General features: G+C 42.9%; 15 protein-coding genes. 5 read left to right on the top strand and 10 right to left on the bottom strand.

Translation table 11 applies throughout. The features are described 5' to 3' along the window. Nucleotides 1–105: 105 nt before the first annotated feature. Nucleotides 106–201 (bottom strand): smalltalk protein, encoded by a 96-nt coding sequence (locus QX565_RS09900; RefSeq protein WP_007486699.1) that lies wholly within the window; start codon nucleotides 199–201, stop codon nucleotides 106–108. Between the two features lie 211 nt (nucleotides 202–412). Then, nucleotides 413–877: an HU family DNA-binding protein gene (locus QX565_RS09895; RefSeq protein WP_025867616.1), complete on the bottom strand. Its 465-nt coding sequence runs from the start codon at nucleotides 875–877 to the stop codon at nucleotides 413–415. 195 nt (nucleotides 878–1,072) lie between these two features. On the opposite strand from QX565_RS09895, the gene QX565_RS09890 reads away from it, so the two are divergent. Further along, nucleotides 1,073–1,345 (top strand): DUF4248 domain-containing protein, encoded by a 273-nt coding sequence (locus QX565_RS09890; RefSeq protein WP_394357053.1) that lies wholly within the window; start codon nucleotides 1,073–1,075, stop codon nucleotides 1,343–1,345. A gap of 263 nt (nucleotides 1,346–1,608) precedes the next feature. Here the strand turns inward: QX565_RS09890 and QX565_RS09885 are convergent, their stop codons facing one another. Continuing rightward, nucleotides 1,609–3,834, bottom strand: a complete 2,226-nt coding sequence (locus QX565_RS09885) for a VapE domain-containing protein (RefSeq protein ID WP_289292685.1) — start codon at nucleotides 3,832–3,834, stop codon at nucleotides 1,609–1,611. 141 nt (nucleotides 3,835–3,975) lie between these two features. Continuing rightward, nucleotides 3,976–4,323 carry a hypothetical protein gene (locus QX565_RS09880; protein WP_007486706.1) on the bottom strand — a complete coding sequence of 116 codons (348 nt, stop codon included), beginning with the start codon at nucleotides 4,321–4,323 and terminating at the stop codon, nucleotides 3,976–3,978. 342 nt (nucleotides 4,324–4,665) lie between these two features. On the opposite strand from QX565_RS09880, the gene QX565_RS09875 reads away from it, so the two are divergent. Then, nucleotides 4,666–5,013 (top strand): hypothetical protein, encoded by a 348-nt coding sequence (locus tag QX565_RS09875; RefSeq protein WP_007486706.1) that lies wholly within the window; start codon nucleotides 4,666–4,668, stop codon nucleotides 5,011–5,013. 141 nt (nucleotides 5,014–5,154) lie between these two features. Beyond that, entirely contained in the window at nucleotides 5,155–7,380 is a 2,226-nt protein-coding gene (locus QX565_RS09870) for a VapE domain-containing protein (RefSeq protein ID WP_289292685.1), read from the top strand. 263 nt (nucleotides 7,381–7,643) lie between these two features. Here the strand turns inward: QX565_RS09870 and QX565_RS09865 are convergent, their stop codons facing one another. Further along, entirely contained in the window at nucleotides 7,644–7,916 is a 273-nt protein-coding gene (locus QX565_RS09865) for a DUF4248 domain-containing protein (protein WP_394357053.1), read from the bottom strand. A 195-nt stretch (nucleotides 7,917–8,111) separates the two neighbouring features. Between QX565_RS09865 and QX565_RS09860 the strand changes: the two genes are divergently transcribed. Next, nucleotides 8,112–8,576, top strand: a complete 465-nt coding sequence (locus QX565_RS09860; RefSeq protein ID WP_025867616.1) for an HU family DNA-binding protein — start codon at nucleotides 8,112–8,114, stop codon at nucleotides 8,574–8,576. A 211-nt stretch (nucleotides 8,577–8,787) separates the two neighbouring features. Continuing rightward, nucleotides 8,788–8,883: a smalltalk protein gene (locus QX565_RS09855; protein WP_007486699.1), complete on the top strand. Its 96-nt coding sequence runs from the start codon at nucleotides 8,788–8,790 to the stop codon at nucleotides 8,881–8,883. Between the two features lie 138 nt (nucleotides 8,884–9,021). Here QX565_RS09855 and QX565_RS09850 read toward each other — a convergent pair whose 3' ends face one another. The 5 genes from QX565_RS09850 to QX565_RS09830 all read right to left on the bottom strand — a co-directional run bounded on the left by QX565_RS09850 (nucleotide 9,022) and on the right by QX565_RS09830 (nucleotide 20,918). Continuing rightward, nucleotides 9,022–11,688: a carbohydrate-binding protein gene (locus QX565_RS09850; protein WP_289292684.1), complete on the bottom strand. Its 2,667-nt coding sequence runs from the start codon at nucleotides 11,686–11,688 to the stop codon at nucleotides 9,022–9,024. A gap of 181 nt (nucleotides 11,689–11,869) precedes the next feature. Next, nucleotides 11,870–12,994: a T9SS type A sorting domain-containing protein gene (locus tag QX565_RS09845; RefSeq protein WP_289292683.1), complete on the bottom strand. Its 1,125-nt coding sequence runs from the start codon at nucleotides 12,992–12,994 to the stop codon at nucleotides 11,870–11,872. A gap of 53 nt (nucleotides 12,995–13,047) precedes the next feature. Next, nucleotides 13,048–16,236 (bottom strand): FG-GAP-like repeat-containing protein, encoded by a 3,189-nt coding sequence (locus QX565_RS09840; protein ID WP_289292682.1) that lies wholly within the window; start codon nucleotides 16,234–16,236, stop codon nucleotides 13,048–13,050. A gap of 17 nt (nucleotides 16,237–16,253) precedes the next feature. Then, a complete protein-coding gene (locus QX565_RS09835) occupies nucleotides 16,254–17,786 on the bottom strand; it encodes a RagB/SusD family nutrient uptake outer membrane protein (RefSeq protein WP_025867619.1) in 1,533 nt (510 codons plus the stop codon). A gap of 12 nt (nucleotides 17,787–17,798) precedes the next feature. Further along, nucleotides 17,799–20,918, bottom strand: coding sequence for a SusC/RagA family TonB-linked outer membrane protein (locus QX565_RS09830; protein ID WP_289292681.1), 3,120 nt, complete (start codon nucleotides 20,916–20,918; stop codon nucleotides 17,799–17,801). Nucleotides 20,919–21,059 lie beyond the last annotated feature (141 nt).

Genomic DNA, 21,059 nt, shown 5'->3' with positions numbered 1-21,059 from the left:
TGTAAGCAAGATATGTTAAAAATGAAGGCTGTGCAGTATCTTCTACTGTGCAGCCTTCAATTTAAAACGATCTGCGAACCTGTCGCATTTTCATGCCTTCCGAACTTATACGTTCATCGCATTTGCCCCTAACGCTCCTAACACAGCCGAAGCTACTGCTATCACAATTTTTAGGATTTTATCCCAGATTGATTTCTTCATACTTATTTAATTGAAAATTGAAAGTTGAAAATTGAAAATGAGAAGAACTTAATTAATTGAAAATTGAAAGTTGAAAGTTGAAAGTTGAAAATTGGCTGCGCAGTGTAGTTGCATTATACCTGCTTTCTTAATTTTCTAAGCACTCTTTTCTTAATTGATCATTGCTTTTACACTGCATAGCCATTTTCAATTTTCAACTTTCAATTTTCCATTAAACTGAAGGGTCTTCTCCCTCTCCTTCGCCCCCTTCTTCCTCTTTCTTCTTCAGCAAGGCTTCCAGGTCATAGAAGTCTATTTTTTCTCCGGCGCGTGTGGTTGTAATATCCGGTCGGATGCTGGTTGAAGGTCGGAAATTTATTTTCACCGCTTTGATGTTCTTGGCGGTGCACTCTTTTACATCTTCCGTCCCTAAGGTCCGTGCTGAGAGGCTGAACACGCCGAAGTTCTTGATATTGACTGACTGTCCGCTGTACAACACTTCCCTCATCGCCTCTACGAAGTTGGTCAACACACTCTGTATGTCTCCTAATGTAAGCGAACTCTTCTCTTTCATTTTGAACGCTACTGCGTCCAGATCCGCATTGGGTCCTGTGGTCACCAATTGCGGGTAGAACTTCTCCACCGCATCCGCCTTTCTCGGGTCTTTTCTTGCAATCTTTTTAAAAGGTACTCCCATGATTTTTTAGTTTTAAAATTTGATTTACCGGTAGGAAACAGCGCTTCTTTTCCTTTCCGATGTGACAAAGATAACCTCTTCCATAAGAGTGGGTGAACGTACTTTTTTGTAGATTATTCTGTATTGCAAATACTTTGATTCATAGTTGTTTATATTGTGTTATAAGCTTGCTGATGTCCGTAATATTTGTTATATTTGAAGAACGAAAAAACAACTAAAAAGCATATTGTAATGAATGAAAATGAAGAAGAGACGAAGTTTGTCGTCAAGTCCTACCTCAAAGCCGACCTTGCCCATCTGTATCACCCTAACCTTCCCATTCCCTATGCCATGTGTAAGCTCCGGGGTTGGATCCGTAAGAACAAAGAGCTCCATAGCCTCCTTTATCAGGGTGGGGAAGGGAAGAACGACCACTCCTATACCCGCCGTCAGGTCAGCCTGATCGTCCGCTACCTCGATACCCCCTGATAAAATATTTGTAAATAAAACGCCCTAATATATTATGCCCCGTGACAATATATTCCATGCTACATTAGAATATACGTTACGGGGCATGATATGTATACTTATCTAATTGAAACGCAGATTAACACAGATTTTCGCAAAGAAAAACAGGTATAAGATAAAGAATAACAGGATTTTAATCTGTGATCATTTGCGTTAATCTGCGTTTTATCCGGATAATAAAAACTCTGTGAAACTCCGTGTTACTTTGTGGTGAATCCCCTTTCTCAAAACGGTAGCTCCTCCTGTCTCTCCCCCTTTCCTTCTCCCTTCTCCATTCTCCCTTCTCCCTTTTCTTCAACTCTCCTGCTGTTCGCACTCACCTGATCGGGTGTGAACTCTATCACCGCGTATTCCGTTATTCCGCTTTCGTTCATCCTTTTAGGGAATCCGTCCCTCTCCAACACCTGTACCAGTACCTGCTGTGTCTGCCTGTTTGCCTGTATACGTCCGTACAAACTGATGGTTCCCATCAGTGCTGCCGCAGGCCTCCATTTCACCTCAATGTCCGTGGGGGTAGCCGCCCGGTAATAGACGTACAGATTCTCCTCCACCGGCTCCTTCATGCGGTGCTGTTCGTTCCGTTTGTTCAGTCCTGTAATTTCATCTCCCTCGTACCAGTACCGGTATCCGTTCTGTAAGAGATATATTGCCTGTGCGTATACCCCTTCGTAGTCTACCGGTGTGTGGAAGTCAATCTCCGTGAGTACGGATAGCAGAAACCTGCGGTTTCCTCCCATGTCCTGCATGCATTGTCGGTTGTTGGTGCTGGCAATGAACGATGCTCTGCGGGTGTACCGTTCCGCCTGTACGTCGTACACTTTCCGCTCCGTCACGCTCTCCTGTGTGATGATCCGTTTCAATGCCGCTATGTCTCCCTGTTTCGCCCCTTCAAACTCCTCCATGTTGATGAGCAACCGGTTGGACAGCAGTAGCAGGTCATCCTTGTTTCCCGGGTCTATCATCCCGTTACGGTAATATTCTGCGAGTTCGGGTGGCAGCAACTTCCTGATCCAGGTGCTCTTTCCTTTTCCCTGTTCGCTGTATAGAATGAGCACATACTGGTTCACCGCCTCCTCCTTCAGTGCACACGCCACCATACCCACGATCCATCTTCTCAGGCTCTCCTTCCAGAAGTCCGTGTCCTTTGTTTTCACCGTATCCGCTAACTGTCCGATGTAGTCCGTAGTCCTGTTCCAGGGTTTCAGTCCGTAGAAATAACTCTCAAACGGGTTGAAGTTCTTCGCATAATTCGAGTCTATCACCGCTTTGAGATAGTTCTGGAAACAGGATATGCCCGCCATTTGGAGGTTTACGAATATCGAGTTGTAGTCCTTGTTTCTCAGTGGCCGGTATTTTCCTTTCATCCCGGACGCATTCTCCTCAAAGTCGATAAACTCCAACCGTTCCAATATCGTATTTCTGCGTATGTCATAATGTGCTTCCAGATATTCCAGTACCTGGGTGATGACCGGTTTCTTATCCTCCTTTTTCTTTTCCGCCTCTTCGGTCTTGTTCGTATAGAGGTATGCGTTGTGTATGGGGGTGGCTATATCTATCTCTGCCTCTGCGAGATCCTGCCGTACCAGCTGCTGAACGCTTTTCTCGCTCAATCCCTTCTTGTAGCATCGGTTGCCTAAGGTGTAGAGAAAAGTGTTTCTGTTTCCCGGTTCGAACTTCTCCGAGCGGCGGGTGGTTTGTAATGCCTTTCTGTACTCTAACTTCTCCCAGGGTTCTACTGTGCCCGTTTCTCCGTCTTCAGAAGCCTGCCCTTTACTCTTTTCCTTTTTCCTTCCGGGCTTTTTCTCCTTCTTTTCCGGAGGAATAATGCTCGTTTCCACCGTCTCTATCTTTTCCATCAGCTCTGTGTTCAGATAAGCCTGCGTATCGAACGATGTGAAGAAGCCCCGTCCGATGTCCTTTCCGCTTTTGTCCACGGGTATTCCCAACCGCATTTCAATGTGTTCCTGACATGCCTTGTACATCTGTGCGTGGTAATATTCCAACTGCTCGTATGTGATCTCCCGGGTTGAGAATGTTGCCTTTCTCATTTTGCAGGCCCATGCCGATTGCAGGTATACAAATACCTTGAATCCATGTCGTTTGGGAGTGAGAAAATCCGCCAGTACGTCCGGATCGCTTTCAATGCGTTCGCGTAGGGGGCCTATCTGCTCGTCTTTCAGTTTGTCTATATCGATGGTGATCACCGGGTTGTAGTTTTTGATACTGTACGCTAACCTCTCCTGGTGGTAATTGGCCGTCAGTGTGAGGTAGGGTAGCTGCTTCTTTGTCCGGTCCGCTTTCTCCGTCTCACCTTGCTGTACAAGCTTTTCTATCCGTTGTACGATTGCCAGGTTTTTCCCTTCCCGTATCTCTTTTATCACTTGCGTGAGGGTGGTTTCTCCTGCCACGGTGCTGTAACCGTTGTAGGTGGTGATTGTGATGTCTTTCATGGTATTCGTTTTTTTTAAGCTGTTTGTTTGTGCCCAATGTTTGTTTGTCTTGAGCGGTACAAAGGTAAACAGTAGATTTCAAAAAAAAGATTAGACTTTTCCGGTGAAAAAGCCTAATCTTCCAAGGTTGTTTTTAACTTTTTATTGTTTCGGATCGTTGAGTGCCTCTTCCTCCGCTTCGGCTATGTCCCGGATGGATTTATAGATTTCCGCCTCGGCACTTTCTTCTTTCAGATTGCCTTTCCCTTTTGTTTTCGGGAACTTGAAAAACAACGATAATATCCTTGCTATTTTTCTTACATTCTGATTCTTATCCTTTTTTTTCTGTTCATGCGCTTGCCTGGCAAATGCCTCTAAGATGTTCTCTTTCTGATCTTCTATCGGTATTTTTTCCGATAATGCCAGTTTCACGCTTGCAACTAAACGTTCCGTATCGATCTCCGTTCCTTCTGTGATAATAATGGACACTTTTCCCTCTATTACCGTCACTTTTTAAAATTTGTAGTTTTAATCATAAATGTCTAATAATGGTTTTAAAATAAAACATAAATTAATATTTACGATGCGAAATTAATGGTTATTAGCATGGAATACAAGTTTTATGAGAAAAACTTCAATATTTATAAAATATATCCCCGTGTATTAAATAGAGGGTAGGGTACCCTACCCTCTATTTAATACACGGGGATATATTTTATAAATATTGAAGTTTTTCTCATAAAACTTGTATTCCATGCTAATAACCATTAATTTCGCATCGTAAATATTAATTTATGTTTTATTTTAAAACCATTATTAGACATTTATGATTAAAACTACAAATTTTAAAAAGTGACGGTAATAGAGGGAAAAGTGTCCATTATTATCACAGAAGGAACGGAGATCGATACGGAACGTTTAGTTGCAAGCGTGAAACTGGCATTATCGGAAAAAATACCGATAGAAGATCAGAAAGAGAACATCTTAGAGGCATTTGCCAGGCAAGCGCATGAACAGAAAAAAAAGGATAAGAATCAGAATGTAAGAAAAATAGCAAGGATATTATCGTTGTTTTTCAAGTTCCCGAAAACAAAAGGGAAAGGCAATCTGAAAGAAGAAAGTGCCGAGGCGGAAATCTATAAATCCATCCGGGACATAGCCGAAGCGGAGGAAGAGGCACTCAACGATCCGAAACAATAAAAAGTTAAAAACAACCTTGGAAGATTAGGCTTTTTCACCGGAAAAGTCTAATCTTTTTTTTGAAATCTACTGTTTACCTTTGTACCGCTCAAGACAAACAAACATTGGGCACAAACAAACAGCTTAAAAAAAACGAATACCATGAAAGACATCACAATCACCACCTACAACGGTTACAGCACCGTGGCAGGAGAAACCACCCTCACGCAAGTGATAAAAGAGATACGGGAAGGGAAAAACCTGGCAATCGTACAACGGATAGAAAAGCTTGTACAGCAAGGTGAGACGGAGAAAGCGGACCGGACAAAGAAGCAGCTACCCTACCTCACACTGACGGCCAATTACCACCAGGAGAGGTTAGCGTACAGTATCAAAAACTACAACCCGGTGATCACCATCGATATAGACAAACTGAAAGACGAGCAGATAGGCCCCCTACGCGAACGCATTGAAAGCGATCCGGACGTACTGGCGGATTTTCTCACTCCCAAACGACATGGATTCAAGGTATTTGTATACCTGCAATCGGCATGGGCCTGCAAAATGAGAAAGGCAACATTCTCAACCCGGGAGATCACATACGAGCAGTTGGAATATTACCACGCACAGATGTACAAGGCATGTCAGGAACACATTGAAATGCGGTTGGGAATACCCGTGGACAAAAGCGGAAAGGACATCGGACGGGGCTTCTTCACATCGTTCGATACGCAGGCTTATCTGAACACAGAGCTGATGGAAAAGATAGAGACGGTGGAAACGAGCATTATTCCTCCGGAAAAGAAGGAGAAAAAGCCCGGAAGGAAAAAGGAAAAGAGTAAAGGGCAGGCTTCTGAAGACGGAGAAACGGGCACAGTAGAACCCTGGGAGAAGTTAGAGTACAGAAAGGCATTACAAACCACCCGCCGCTCGGAGAAGTTCGAACCGGGAAACAGAAACACTTTTCTCTACACCTTAGGCAACCGATGCTACAAGAAGGGATTGAGCGAGAAAAGCGTTCAGCAGCTGGTACGGCAGGATCTCGCAGAGGCAGAGATAGATATAGCCACCCCCATACACAACGCATACCTCTATACGAACAAGACCGAAGAGGCGGAAAAGAAAAAGGAGGATAAGAAACCGGTCATCACCCAGGTACTGGAATATCTGGAAGCACATTATGACATACGCAGAAATACGATATTGGAACGGTTGGAGTTTATCGACTTTGAGGAGAATGCGTCCGGGATGAAAGGAAAATACCGGCCACTGAGAAACAAGGACTACAACTCGATATTCGTAAACCTCCAAATGGCGGGCATATCCTGTTTCCAGAACTATCTCAAAGCGGTGATAGACTCGAATTATGCGAAGAACTTCAACCCGTTTGAGAGTTATTTCTACGGACTGAAACCCTGGAACAGGACTACGGACTACATCGGACAGTTAGCGGATACGGTGAAAACAAAGGACACGGACTTCTGGAAGGAGAGCCTGAGAAGATGGATCGTGGGTATGGTGGCGTGTGCACTGAAGGAGGAGGCGGTGAACCAGTATGTGCTCATTCTATACAGCGAACAGGGAAAAGGAAAGAGCACCTGGATCAGGAAGTTGCTGCCACCCGAACTCGCAGAATATTACCGTAACGGGATGATAGACCCGGGAAACAAGGATGACCTGCTACTGCTGTCCAACCGGTTGCTCATCAACATGGAGGAGTTTGAAGGGGCGAAACAGGGAGACATAGCGGCATTGAAACGGATCATCACACAGGAGAGCGTGACGGAGCGGAAAGTGTACGACGTACAGGCGGAACGGTACACCCGCAGAGCATCGTTCATTGCCAGCACCAACAACCGACAATGCATGCAGGACATGGGAGGAAACCGCAGGTTTCTGCTATCCGTACTCACGGAGATTGACTTCCACACACCGGTAGACTACGAAGGGGTATACGCACAGGCAATATATCTCTTACAGAACGGATACCGGTACTGGTACGAGGGAGATGAAATTACAGGACTGAACAAACGGAACGAACAGCACCGCATGAAGGAGCCGGTGGAGGAGAATCTGTACGTCTATTACCGGGCGGCTACCCCCACGGACATTGAGGTGAAATGGAGGCCTGCGGCAGCACTGATGGGAACCATCAGTTTGTACGGACGTATACAGGCAAACAGGCAGACACAGCAGGTACTGGTACAGGTGTTGGAGAGGGACGGATTCCCTAAAAGGATGAACGAAAGCGGAATAACGGAATACGCGGTGATAGAGTTCACACCCGATCAGGTGAGTGCGAACAGCAGGAGAGTTGAAGAAAAGGGAGAAGGGAGAATGGAGAAGGGAGAAGGAAAGGGGGAGAGACAGGAGGAGCTACCGTTTTGAGAAAGGGGATTCACCACAAAGTAACACGGAGTTTCACAGAGTTTTTATTATCCGGATAAAACGCAGATTAACGCAAATGATCACAGATTAAAATCCTGTTATTCTTTATCTTATACCTGTTTTTCTTTGCGAAAATCTGTGTTAATCTGCGTTTCAATTAGATAAGTATACATATCATGCCCCGTAACGTATATTCTAATGTAGCATGGAATATATTGTCACGGGGCATAATATATTAGGGCGTTTTATTTACAAATATTTTATCAGGGGGTATCGAGGTAGCGGACGATCAGGCTGACCTGACGGCGGGTATAGGAGTGGTCGTTCTTCCCTTCCCCACCCTGATAAAGGAGGCTATGGAGCTCTTTGTTCTTACGGATCCAACCCCGGAGCTTACACATGGCATAGGGAATGGGAAGGTTAGGGTGATACAGATGGGCAAGGTCGGCTTTGAGGTAGGACTTGACGACAAACTTCGTCTCTTCTTCATTTTCATTCATTACAATATGCTTTTTAGTTGTTTTTTCGTTCTTCAAATATAACAAATATTACGGACATCAGCAAGCTTATAACACAATATAAACAACTATGAATCAAAGTATTTGCAATACAGAATAATCTACAAAAAAGTACGTTCACCCACTCTTATGGAAGAGGTTATCTTTGTCACATCGGAAAGGAAAAGAAGCGCTGTTTCCTACCGGTAAATCAAATTTTAAAACTAAAAAATCATGGGAGTACCTTTTAAAAAGATTGCAAGAAAAGACCCGAGAAAGGCGGATGCGGTGGAGAAGTTCTACCCGCAATTGGTGACCACAGGACCCAATGCGGATCTGGACGCAGTAGCGTTCAAAATGAAAGAGAAGAGTTCGCTTACATTAGGAGACATACAGAGTGTGTTGACCAACTTCGTAGAGGCGATGAGGGAAGTGTTGTACAGCGGACAGTCAGTCAATATCAAGAACTTCGGCGTGTTCAGCCTCTCAGCACGGACCTTAGGGACGGAAGATGTAAAAGAGTGCACCGCCAAGAACATCAAAGCGGTGAAAATAAATTTCCGACCTTCAACCAGCATCCGACCGGATATTACAACCACACGCGCCGGAGAAAAAATAGACTTCTATGACCTGGAAGCCTTGCTGAAGAAGAAAGAGGAAGAAGGGGGCGAAGGAGAGGGAGAAGACCCTTCAGTTTAATGGAAAATTGAAAGTTGAAAATTGAAAATGGCTATGCAGTGTAAAAGCAATGATCAATTAAGAAAAGAGTGCTTAGAAAATTAAGAAAGCAGGTATAATGCAACTACACTGCGCAGCCAATTTTCAACTTTCAACTTTCAACTTTCAATTTTCAATTAATTAAGTTCTTCTCATTTTCAATTTTCAACTTTCAATTTTCAATTAAATAAGTATGAAGAAATCAATCTGGGATAAAATCCTAAAAATTGTGATAGCAGTAGCTTCGGCTGTGTTAGGAGCGTTAGGGGCAAATGCGATGAACGTATAAGTTCGGAAGGCATGAAAATGCGACAGGTTCGCAGATCGTTTTAAATTGAAGGCTGCACAGTAGAAGATACTGCACAGCCTTCATTTTTAACATATCTTGCTTACACGCATGTACGTCATACAGGAAGACATTACAATGTCACTGTATCCGACTTATCTCCAGGTAATCCAGATTGCAATCATTGGCATCTTCCCTGCCATGAGACATATTAGAATCAAATCCTTTTCCTTCCGGATTGAGTCGCAAACTGACCACATGACGTCCGGCTTTCAAATTCTTCAATATATAATTTGACCTCGTCCATTTGTTCCAATCACCTGTAGCTTCCAGAATAAATGTCCCGGAATCAACATTATCGACAAAGACAGAACGGATGGTACAGTAGCTTCCATCCGGACCGTGCCCGTTAGCGCCGGAAAGGACAAGAGCATAATCACCATCAGCAGGAACATCAATTGTAAAGGCCACATCTGCCGGTTTAGTATATAAGTCCACTACAAATCCCTTCCCGGAATAGCCGGAATGAACATTACTGAACGTTCCCTTCGATACAGCATCTTCCGCTTCAAAAATTTCCCGCCAGTCAGTTTTAATCACCGGATTGGAACAGTCGGACTTAAAACCTCGTTTGTCCACCGAATACACAGAATAAAAGCCGGCAGATTCCCGGCTAAGATCATATGGGAACGTTATTTCTTTATCTTCTATCTTTGTGCCACACAAGAAATAACGCAAGCCGGATTCTACCGGACAGTTAATAATCTGTCCTTTCTGTTCCAGTACAGGTTCCATCGGTGACCAATCCTCACGAGGTCCCGGCTGAACCAGATTCATTTTATCACTCGCGTGTGTTGCTGTCATCACAATATCAATTGTATAGTCTCCTTGTGCCGTAGCAGGCAACAGATAAGGTAATTTTTGGTCTTGTCCGTTCACTGTAATTTTTTTGACTGTATTCCCTTTTCCGGTAATATTGATATTCAGTACTGCATCCCGATAACGGAAGTTCTCCAATGAAATTTTACCGGCCACAAGATCGGGTACTACCGGAGTAAAAGTAATCCCTTCTTCTTCCATGGTCATGCCAAACAATACACGGTAAACCATACTGATATAAGATGCCACCGACCACAACTGACGGGAAGAATTCAATGCCGTACCGCAATCATAACCCGTATCATAGGTCATATTCTCTTTGTGAGTCAAAAATAATGCACCGGCACGGACCAATGATTTTATCATATGTTCCACTACTTTCGTATTTTTCACATCACGGGCGGCATACATATAAGGGGTTTCCCAGACCGGCCATACACTCTTGTTGTGATAAGAAAAGTCATCCGGAATGCTCGGATATAGTACGGCAGCTCCATAAGGATAAAGCGGAAAGTTCTCTACCATTTGTATACTCTGTCCGGTAGTCGCTATATCCAATACAGCTGCCAGACCATTGGACATCACCCCTACTCTTTGAGTCGGCCTGTAACCCAGGTATTCCGGATAAAGATAGCAAGTATAGCATCCTTGTTTTTCATCCCAAAAGTGCTTATTTATATTCTCCTTCAAAAGACCGGAATATTTCTCCCACATAGCAATCTCTTCTGCCGGTTTCTGAATAATACGCCCTGCAGTTCCAAGAAATTGATAAAAGAATTTATGTAATGCATTAGTTCCACTGGAAAAAGAATCAGCAATCACAGAATTTATAAACCAGTTGGGATAGGTATGTGTACGCCAGTCCATCGAACAGGTTTCTCCTTTAAACAAGCCAACATTGGCATCAAATGCCACATGGATGTCTTTCAACGCCGTGTATTTCAGACCATCGTATACAGATTCCAACCAGCTCTTATCACCTGTGTACAAATAATATTCCCAGGCGGCCATTGCCCACACGACACGATCGGTAGAAATAGGCCAGGATCCGCCACTACCTGTATCCTGAAGTGCTTCTTTCGGATTTTGTAAAGTCTGTTTTTCTAATGTCTTACGCGAGACCTCCGGCAGTATCCAGGCATAAGAGAAATAGATACTGTACACAGCATCACGTGTCCATGTATCGGGCCATAAAGCGCCTGCCATAAACGTACTGTCCGTGCGGATATCAAGCTGCATCTCTTCCAGGGCCATATTATAAAGGGCTACCAACATACGGTTGTTTTCAGCTGTAAACCGAGGAAATGTAGAAATATCTTTTTGTAACTTCCAACGATTTTCTCCATGATAATTCGACTCTATTTCCGTATCAGAAATAGCAACAGCTTCTCTTGTCCCAAGGAAAGAAGCATCAATCACTTCCTCCGGAGTTATCATAAAAGAAAGGTCTGTACCTTTTTCACGTACAATATTCCAATGTGACTTAAAGTCTTTTACACGATCGGAAGCTCCCATTGCGATTCCATCTCCCCGACGCATCAGATGTAAATCCCGTGAAGTAGCCTTGTTCTCAAGTGTATACCAACCGCAATTCTTCTGAGTCAAGAAATCAAATCCACCATATTTCCATTTCAGATTTTCTTGTCCCTTACCATCAGAAGTTACGCACACAACCTCTTCTCCGTCAAACTGCAGGTATTTCCCGCTTTTCTTATTCTTGATCAGAAACTCTTCTCCGGGAGTACTTTCAATAATCCAAAGGAAATCATCTCCTGAGGGCTCGGCAGCGAAACAAAAAGTTCCCTCTTTCTCGCCTAAGTACTCTCCGGTATCACGATTCTGTAAGCTCCACTCGGAATAAACTCTATCATTACGGCAGGAAACCAAAGACAATAATACAATCAGACTAAAACATAAATGTAATTTCATATAAGTAGTACTTCAAATTTAATTCATACTATGACAACCTATCATTGAAACGCAGATTATCGCAAATTCACGCAAAAAATATCGTCCCTCAAGTACAGCAAACCTTCTAATTTGCGAAAATCTGCGATCATTTGCGTTTTAATAAAATGTTCATTTAATGAGGATACAGTACTTAAAGGAATTATTTTATAATCAATTTTTTAGTAACCACATTATTTCCGCATTCTACACGAACGAAATAATGTCCGCTGCTCCAACCATCCACTGGTATGTCTGTGGTAGGACCTGCAACAATCGTTCTAACCAGTTGTCCGGTCACGTTATAAACAGAGATCCGATTATTATCAGAATTCGTCTTTACGGCAAACGAAGCATCTTTTTCAACGATTACAGGATAAACAGATACAGCCTCTTCCTGCTTTTCCGTGCTTACGCCTGTCCCACTTCCCTTACCAAGTTTTACACCACGTACACAGGTCGGCTTAATCCCGGCAGGCATAAAAAAGGTTTCATCAAAAGAACCACGACCACTTTTACTATATCCGTTATTCTCTGGTTTAGTAGCCGGATTACGAAGGTTAACATTTACTTCTTCGTCGTTCACCGAACAGATTGCCATATCATCATATCCGTCACCATTAAAATCCAACAGTAAAGGAATGTCATTTTTAGTTCCAAACTGCATATTCGCAATATCCTGATTTGCAAAATCCGGAGTTTTATATTCTGTAGCAGAAGGAGTAAAAGAGCATAGCCAATTTCCTTTATCATATAAAACAACATCTGCCTGTCCATCATTATTCATATCTCCAGCCAACAAATAATCGCTTTCCGTAATGCCAAAAGCAAGATTTACATCCGGAGCCATTGCTATAAAATGCATAAGCCACCAAAGTCCGTACTCATTGTCACGGCGAATAGCAACATCACCCACACCGTCACCGTTGAAATCTGCCGAGAGTGCTTTATCGCCTACTGCCATTCCATACACAACATCCTGCGGATCAATAAAATTATTATTTCCATCGTTATAATAGAATCTCCAATGAATAAGCTGGTCTACCGAACAGGAACGGTCTACCTCGCATAAATCAAAATAACCGTCACCGTTGGCATCATATACAAAGACTTCGGATATCTGCAAATCTTTAGTCTGCGTAGGAACCGTAAGGTCAATCTTTCCATCCAAATCGAAATCGAACTGATAACCTGCCCCGTAAGACCAATACACGATACCATCGGATTTTTGAGCATACATAAAAACAGCCATCAAACAGGCCAGAGTTGCAAGTATTAACTTTTTCATAACCATTAAATTTAAATTATACAATAGTAATTCATCGACATTTATTTAAAACTTTACCGAAATACAACTGAAGAATATAAAGAGTTAAGACTCTTCTCTTCAGTATCATTAATAGTCAGCAGATAAGCACCCTTCGGCAATGGAGGAATGCTGCAAGAGAGTATTCCGTTATTAAACCGGAGTCTGTCTTCGTAACAGATACGGCCTCCCATATCCATTAACCGGATTTCGTAAAGATGTTCCTGTTGCATTCCACCAGATACAATCATCAGAGAACCTTCGTCAGTAAAACAGATTTTTATTTCATCTTTTTTTTTAAGAGAATCAATTCCTGTATACCCGTCAGACATGAAAATCAAATTATCATAGTCGGCACTATTCCTGTCTACCGGTCCCATGAAAACAGATATTACGATAGCGTCCGCCCAGTCTTCTCCCCACAATCCGATGAGGTCTTGCTGGATATTCCTTTCATATTCCACCCATTCACCATCTTTGGGCTTTACGGGTGTCAATGTAAGGTAAGCCAATCCCGGTTGAGAATATCCTACCCGATAGAATATGTCTTTCGTTTCCCATACAGGAGAACTGGCAGACGGTTTTATCAGACGGAAACCAAACCAACAAGCCGTGGTGTTGTGAGAACGAATCGCTATTTTAAAGCGGTTGAATTGATCAATAGGTACACGTATGGCACCATCCGAAGTGGTGGTGAAACGAATCATTCCCGGAGTTACCTGCAATGCTCTCTCACCTGTAAATGCATCCGTTATCCCATCGGCATGAGATACATTACCGTTATAATCATTGGATACGATGAGAGGTTCCTGATCATCAAGAACTGTAATAGCACTGACTTTTCCGGAGCGTAGGGTTTCTCCTTTGGCATCGTATTGGAAAGGAAACAGATCAAATGTAGCAGCCTCTTTTCCGGGTTCCTGCGGTATTCCAACCGTATTATTCAGATTCAGTACCAAGGTGGCAAATGTATCCAATGAAGGAAGTGACACCCGTATTTTAGTACCTTCCAGGGTATAATCCACTTTCCGGCTTTCTTCCAAAGTAATGCAGTAAAGGTCTGTCGGAGTCACATTGTCCGGCAGTGTAAAAGATACCTCTACTGTTTTTGTCTGAGGGACTGCATTAACTGCATCCCAGCGTAAATCTACTGTAGAACCATAATTTACCAAATCGACAATCAAAGCATCCATCCGGCGAGTTCGTTTGTCCCAGCGTCTCTTTAACTTGGCATAGATACCGGTGGCATTACTCAATGATAAATCCGAATAATTATAATCGGCAATCACATAGGCATGATTGGAATAATACAGATAGGCTCCGTAAGCTTCTGTAAACTTATTCCAGCTGGCTATCCGTTCGAGTACTTCCACCGGATAATTTACAGCATGGAAAGGTACGGGATCTGTAAAGCTTGCCACTCCGTCTACGACCTGTGCAGCCGGATAACCACCGGCAGAAAGGCAGGTAGCAAATTGATAATCGATATTCTGTTTGGGCCAGCCAGTCGTTAAATTCATCTCAGCAGGCGGATAAAAATTGGCAAATACAGGCTTATCCGGATAGCGTGATTTTGCTTCATAAATATCACGGTAGAGGTCTGTATATTTGGTTCCCGTACCAAAAGGCCAAAGCTCCATAAACTGATGGTTGGCTACGGCTCCCGTAGTATAATGGGGAATATTTCCACTTGTAGAAGGCAGTTGCAAAGCCGTAGTAGTGACATCTGCACGTACCTCTTTCACTGCCAAATCCAAACGATTAACCAATGGAGCCATTTCGGATGAAAAGTTGCAAGCTGCAGAAGTTCCGTCACAAACATAGTTCTCAGGTAGTCCATACCAATCCCAACGATATCCGTCCCAGTTATACTCCTTCTGCGCCTTTACAGCCTGAGATACAAAATAATCATTGAAATTTTTAAAAGTCTCCCCTCCTATTGTATAGGAGGCATCGACTGATTCGTTGGTAGACATCAAGTAAAGATAAGAGTTGCCATAAGTAATGAAACTGCGGTCAGCTACATTCCGCATAGCCCAATCGGGATAATTATGAGCGAAAGCCGGAGTGGCGGCATATATACCGGTATAGCAAACAGAACGTCCTCCGATACTGCGGAATTTCTCTATTTTCTTTTTCATTGTCTCTTTGCTTGTCCAAAGGCGATCGTCTCCTACATAGGTGTTCCACGTTTCCGTTTGAGGAGCAATCTCTTCGTGAGCTCTCATCCAGGGATGATACTCCAATGTATTAATTCCTACAGCTTCCAGATTATGAGCCCATTTATCCACATTCAAGGAATTATCAAAAATACAGGTCCACCCGTGACGGAGATTCACCTCCCGGCCCGTTTCTTCAAAGGTAGCCAAAGGCAAAGCCGCAGGACGCGAATTATCCATATCAGCAGACATGACAGCAAGAACACCCGTTAGCGGTACCATTACAGTACCATCGACAGTACCATACCCTTTTGAATCGGCATAATGTTCATAACGAGGCTTGTCTGCCGACCAATAATTAATAAGAACCTGTCCGGTAGAAGGACGATAAAGAGCCATATCGGTATAGCCGTCGCCATTAAAATCACCGGTAAAAGGAATATCTTCTGTCGTACCGAACACTACTCCGTTAATAGCCAAAGGCATATCGAATTCAGGATAACCGGTCAAAGAAGAGAACGCAACATACCAGGTTCCCGTAGAAGGACGATAAACAGCAAGATCATCTACCCCATCACCGTTAAAATCACCCGATAAAGGGATATCTCCGGGTAATCCGAATTGACCTCTGGCATCGACATTCCCCTCACAAGGGGAAAAGTCGATATACCAGGTGGCCAGTCCTCCGGCTCCGGAACGCATAACGGCAATATCAGTCTTTCCATCACCATTAAAGTCACCAGTCACGTACTTATCGGTAGCACTGATACCAAAACTTACCGAAGGGCTTGTTATCCAATCTTTTTTACCATCATTTATTTTCCATACCCATTTTATATTTTCACCGCTAATCTCTACCTCACAAATATCCACCAACCCATCGCCATTATAATCGCCCACACAAGCTCCCCCTATAAAAGCAGCATCCACCGTTTGAGTAATATGAGACTGATTGCCGATATCATAACTCCATCCCGATTGTGTCCTGTAAATCAAATCGTCGTGTGCATTCATCCAGGAAGCCAGAGCCCCAAAGGCAACTAACAATAGAAATTTCTTTTTCATACTTTTTCTGATTTAAATTAATATCCGGGATTATTCGGTCTCAAATTGGGGTTAGCATCAATATCATCCATTGGAACAGGCAATAACAGATGTTTGGGAGTAGTGAAATTGGTTTTGCCTATACTATGAAAGAAATTCTTTGCATACTCTCCGTTTTCATCATAACGAATCAAATCGAACCAACGGTGACCGCCTTCAAAAGCCAATTCCATACGACGCTCGTGACGAATGATTTCACGCAACTCTGCCTGGTCTTCGGTAGTAACATTAGGTAATCCCGCCCTGACACGAACACGATTCAACGGCCCTCCTTCTTCATAAGAAGCAGCAGGAGCACATGCCTCTTCGGTATGCCCGGTTTCATTCAAAGCTTCGGCATACATCAGCAACACATCGGCATAACGCAATACGGGAAAGTTCAAAGGACTATCCATTGCACGGTCCTGCCCAATATCTTCACACAAGAATTTCTTCACATTATGTCCGGTTTGAGAAACCGAAGGGTTATAGGCCCATCCTTTATACTGGTCGCCCTGACACCAGACAGATACTACCTTACGCAAATCTCCGGCTTCATATGAATTCACAAATTCCGGGTAAACGGCAAACCAGCCAAAGTTTCCCCATCTGCCACCAATGGCTACCGGAGCCAAAGGAGCCATATAGTCATTGTGCCAAGCTCCCTGTCCAAGTATGTCAAATTCGGAATAGGTAGTTATATCTTTTTCGTACTGTACCTCAAACAAGCTTTCGGGGCCATTCTCACGCAAATAATCAAAGTTCCAATCGTACCTTCTGTTTAATGAATACACATTCAAAGCATTCAATTCTTCGATGGCCTGAATGGTATCATCATATCTTTTCAGCGTAAGATAAACCTTTGCCAATAATCCTAAAGAAGCACCTTTGGTAGCACGACCAATGTCGGAAGATTGTTCATATTGCACAGGCAGCATGGTAGAAGCATCTTTCAAATCCTGTATAATCAGTTCATAAACCTTTTCTTTGGGTGTACGATGAACCTGTAAGTCGTCTCCTGCTGTCTGCTGAGTCTTAATCAGCGGAACATCTCCAAACAAACGTACCAGATTGAAATAATACAGAGCACGAAGGAAATGTGCTTCTCCCTTATATTGAGTAATCTTATCCGGACTTACATGGACAGCATCATCTATGTTATTCAAAATCCAGTTCGTACGACTGATGCCTGCCCAAGGGCCCCGCCATAATTCTTTTGCACCAGAGTTATCACTGGTAGTTATAAAATTGGCAAGTTGGGTAGTTTCCAACCCATTGCCTCCCGCTTCATTGCCTACACTACCCTCTCCGGCCACAATATCCAGTGTCCACATACGGAGATTGTACATATACGAACTTTGCAGACGCTGGTACATGGAGTTGACTCCACTTTCTATTTCTTCTGCCGTACCTTTCTCGAAGAAATTATCGGTAATAATCTGGTCACTGGGTAATATTTCCAGCTTATCCATACAACTCTGACTACAGAGTGACAGTCCTAAAAAGGCGAATATATAAATATACTTTTTCATGGCTTTATCATATTAGAATTTAACGGATACACCAAACATATAGGTACGGGCGGAAGGATAAACTCCATAGTCCAGTCCACTTAATCCGACTTCCGGATCCAATCCTGAATAGTTGGTTATAGTACAGAGATTATCGAAGCTAACATAAAGGCGTAACGCTTTTACTTTTGCCCTGTTTGTCCAGTTTTCCGGAAGCGTATAACCGAATGTCAGATTTTTGAGCTTTGCATAAGAACCATTTTCCAGCCAACGGGTAGAAGCTCGTGAGTTATTATTCGGGTCGGCATATATGGCACGTGGCATAGAACTGCTGGTTCCCTCACCCGTCCATCTCTCTAAAGTAGATGCCAGTTGGTTATAGGTACTGTTCATACTCTCATGGCTGGCTCTCACACCATTCCAAACCTGATTGCCCAAAGCACCCTGAAAGAAAATACTCAAATCAAAGTTTTTATAACTGAACGTGTTATTGAAACCAAAAATACAATCCGGAGACGGATTACCGATAACCGTACGGTCCAGATCATTAATTTCACCGTTTCCATCCACATCAACAAACCACATATCACCGGGAGAGGTGTTTTTATAAGGGTTGTGAGACGCTTTGTCCGCTGCACGATTTTCCATTACAGGCCCGGTGAACACTTCATCAAGTGTCTGGTATACTCCTCCCAGTTTGTAGCCATAGAAAGAGTTTATAGGTTGTCCTTCCCGAATAAGGCTTACACCGTTCAAAATTTCAGGACCGCCAATAGAGACAACTTCATTATGGTTGAAGCTCATATTAAGATTGGTCTCCCACTTAAACTCTCCTACAAAGTTCTTTGTATTGATGGTAAATTCAAAACCCCGATTCAGTACCTTACCTATATTTACCGGTGGCCAATCTGCCTGTTCCAAGGAAGTACCACTTGTTTGAGGAACCGGTTTTTTGGTTAACATATCACGTGTGTTTTTCACGTAAAAATCAAGATTTGCAACAATACGGTTCTTTAAGAAACCAATGTCAACACCCACATTATACTGTTCTACAGCTTCCCATTTTACTGACGGGTTGGATAAAAGATAAGGATATATCAAATTTACCAGATTTGATTCGAAACCACGTTGAGAACCAAAATTGTAAACTCCGTTCACGCTCAGCTTATCGGCAAAAGCATAAGCACCGATATTCTGATTACCTGTCTGTCCGTAACCGGCTCTGAGTTTCAGTTGAGAGATGGGCTTCACAGATTGCATAAAAGATTCGTTGCCTATATTCCATGCGGCAGCAAAGGAGGGAAAGTAACCAAAGCGATTGTCTTTACCGAATTTCGACGAACCGTCTGCCCGGAAAGTTGCTGTCACTAAATAACGGTCATCATACGAATAATGTAAACGTGCCATGTACGACATCAACGCCCAGCGCAATGAATTACCTCCTACATCGGTCGCTTTAGTTGCATTATCCAGTTCCGTAGTCAGTTCGCTGGCACGCCCGGAACCAGAAGCAGATACACTCTCTTTTTTATATTCCTGATAAGAAGTACCTACCATGGCATTTATCCGGTGTTTCCCGAAAGACTTATCATAATTCAAAGTATTATCCCACAAATACAACTGTTCATAAGCAGAAGAAACAGTTTGCATGGTATTCTTCGATTCATTCATTCCCCATTTGTACTTAGGAATATACGAATTATTATAATCATACCCTAACTCAGCTCCACCTGTGGTTTTGAACTTCAGTCCTTTTATAATTTCCCACTCAAGAGAAATATTGGATAACATACGGAATCCTTTCATCCGATAATTTTGCTCATTGATAATAGCCACCGGATTTAGTGCATTTCCATTCCATTCTGCATTACCGGTAGGACCGGCATATTCACCATTTTCATCCTGAATCGGAATAGAAGGTAAAATACGCATTGCATTTTGAATAACTGTGCTGACCGGTTGAGTACGACGATTCTCCGCACTCAGGTTTACGTTTGCTCTTACCGTTACATTTGATACAATTTTAGAGGATATATTCGATTGCAGACTCAAACGATTATAAGACGAATTCTTCATAATACCATCCTGCGTATAATAGCCCAATGAGGTAGCATGGCTTATCTTCTGATTTCCACCTAACATGGAAAGATTCACCTTTTGCATGGGTGCAGTACGGAAAATGGCATCCATCCAGTCGGTACCCGTTCCTAACGATTCCGGATCGGAGAAAGCCGGATTTAAAGAATATTCAGGTCCGGCATTAGTACGCATTTCGTTATGTAAAGCGGCATATTGTGATGCATTCAGCATGTCATATGTTTTTGCCGTATGTTGTATGCCGTAACTATAATCAAAATTAATTTCCGTATGCCCTTCCTGTGCTTGTTTAGTAGTAACCATCACTACGCCGTTGGCTCCCCGGGAACCGTAAATAGCCGTAGCCGAAGCATCTTTCAAAACATCGATAGATTCTACATCATTAGGATTCAGATACCACATACCGCCGCTGACAGGCACCCCATCGATAACATACAAAGGAGATGCATCATTTATGGTACCAACTCCACGTATAAGAATAGAGACATCACCTCCCGGAGTTCCGGAATTTTGTACAACCTGTACCCCCGACATCTTTCCTGCAATGGCTTGCATCACATTAGAAGTAGCATTCTTAGTAATATCCTCTGTCCGGACTGAAGATACGGCTCCCGTAACGTCTTTCTTACGCATGGTTCCGTATCCTACTACCACTACCTCATCCAATGCTTCGACATCTTCCTGTAACACTACTTCAATAAAAGCCCTTCCTGACACATTTACTTCCGTAGTGACATATCCTATATACGAAATAACCAGAACAGGGTGTTGTCCTGTAATATTCAGTGTAAAGTTACCATACAAATCGGTAATGGTAGCATTATTAGTTCCCTTCTGGGAGATATTGGCAGCAATAACGGGCAATCCGTCCGGCCCTTTTACAATACCTTTTACAGTCTGTTGTTGCTGTGCCACATTCATAATTCCGGTTTCAGTATTTGTATTCAGGTCTACTGTAACACCGGCATAAAGGGTAATGGGAGAAATAAGAAACATTGCAGTCCCTATAAGCAAAATATGCTTCATACGACTCTTACATAGATACTCTGTTTTCATATTCATTGTGTTTTCATTTATTATAGTCTATTTATATCCCGATCAATAAAAGAGTTTTGGTTAGCATCGAATGACGAATGTAAAAGTACGGATAAGCAACATACCTTCTTTCCGCCATTTTAGCTGATAATTATGATATCT

The sequence above is a fragment of the Bacteroides sp. 41_26 genome (genome assembly GCF_949740115.1).
In the GTDB taxonomy this organism is placed as follows: domain Bacteria; phylum Bacteroidota; class Bacteroidia; order Bacteroidales; family Bacteroidaceae; genus Bacteroides; species Bacteroides nordii.
This window is presented reverse-complemented; position numbering and strand designations above follow the sequence as displayed.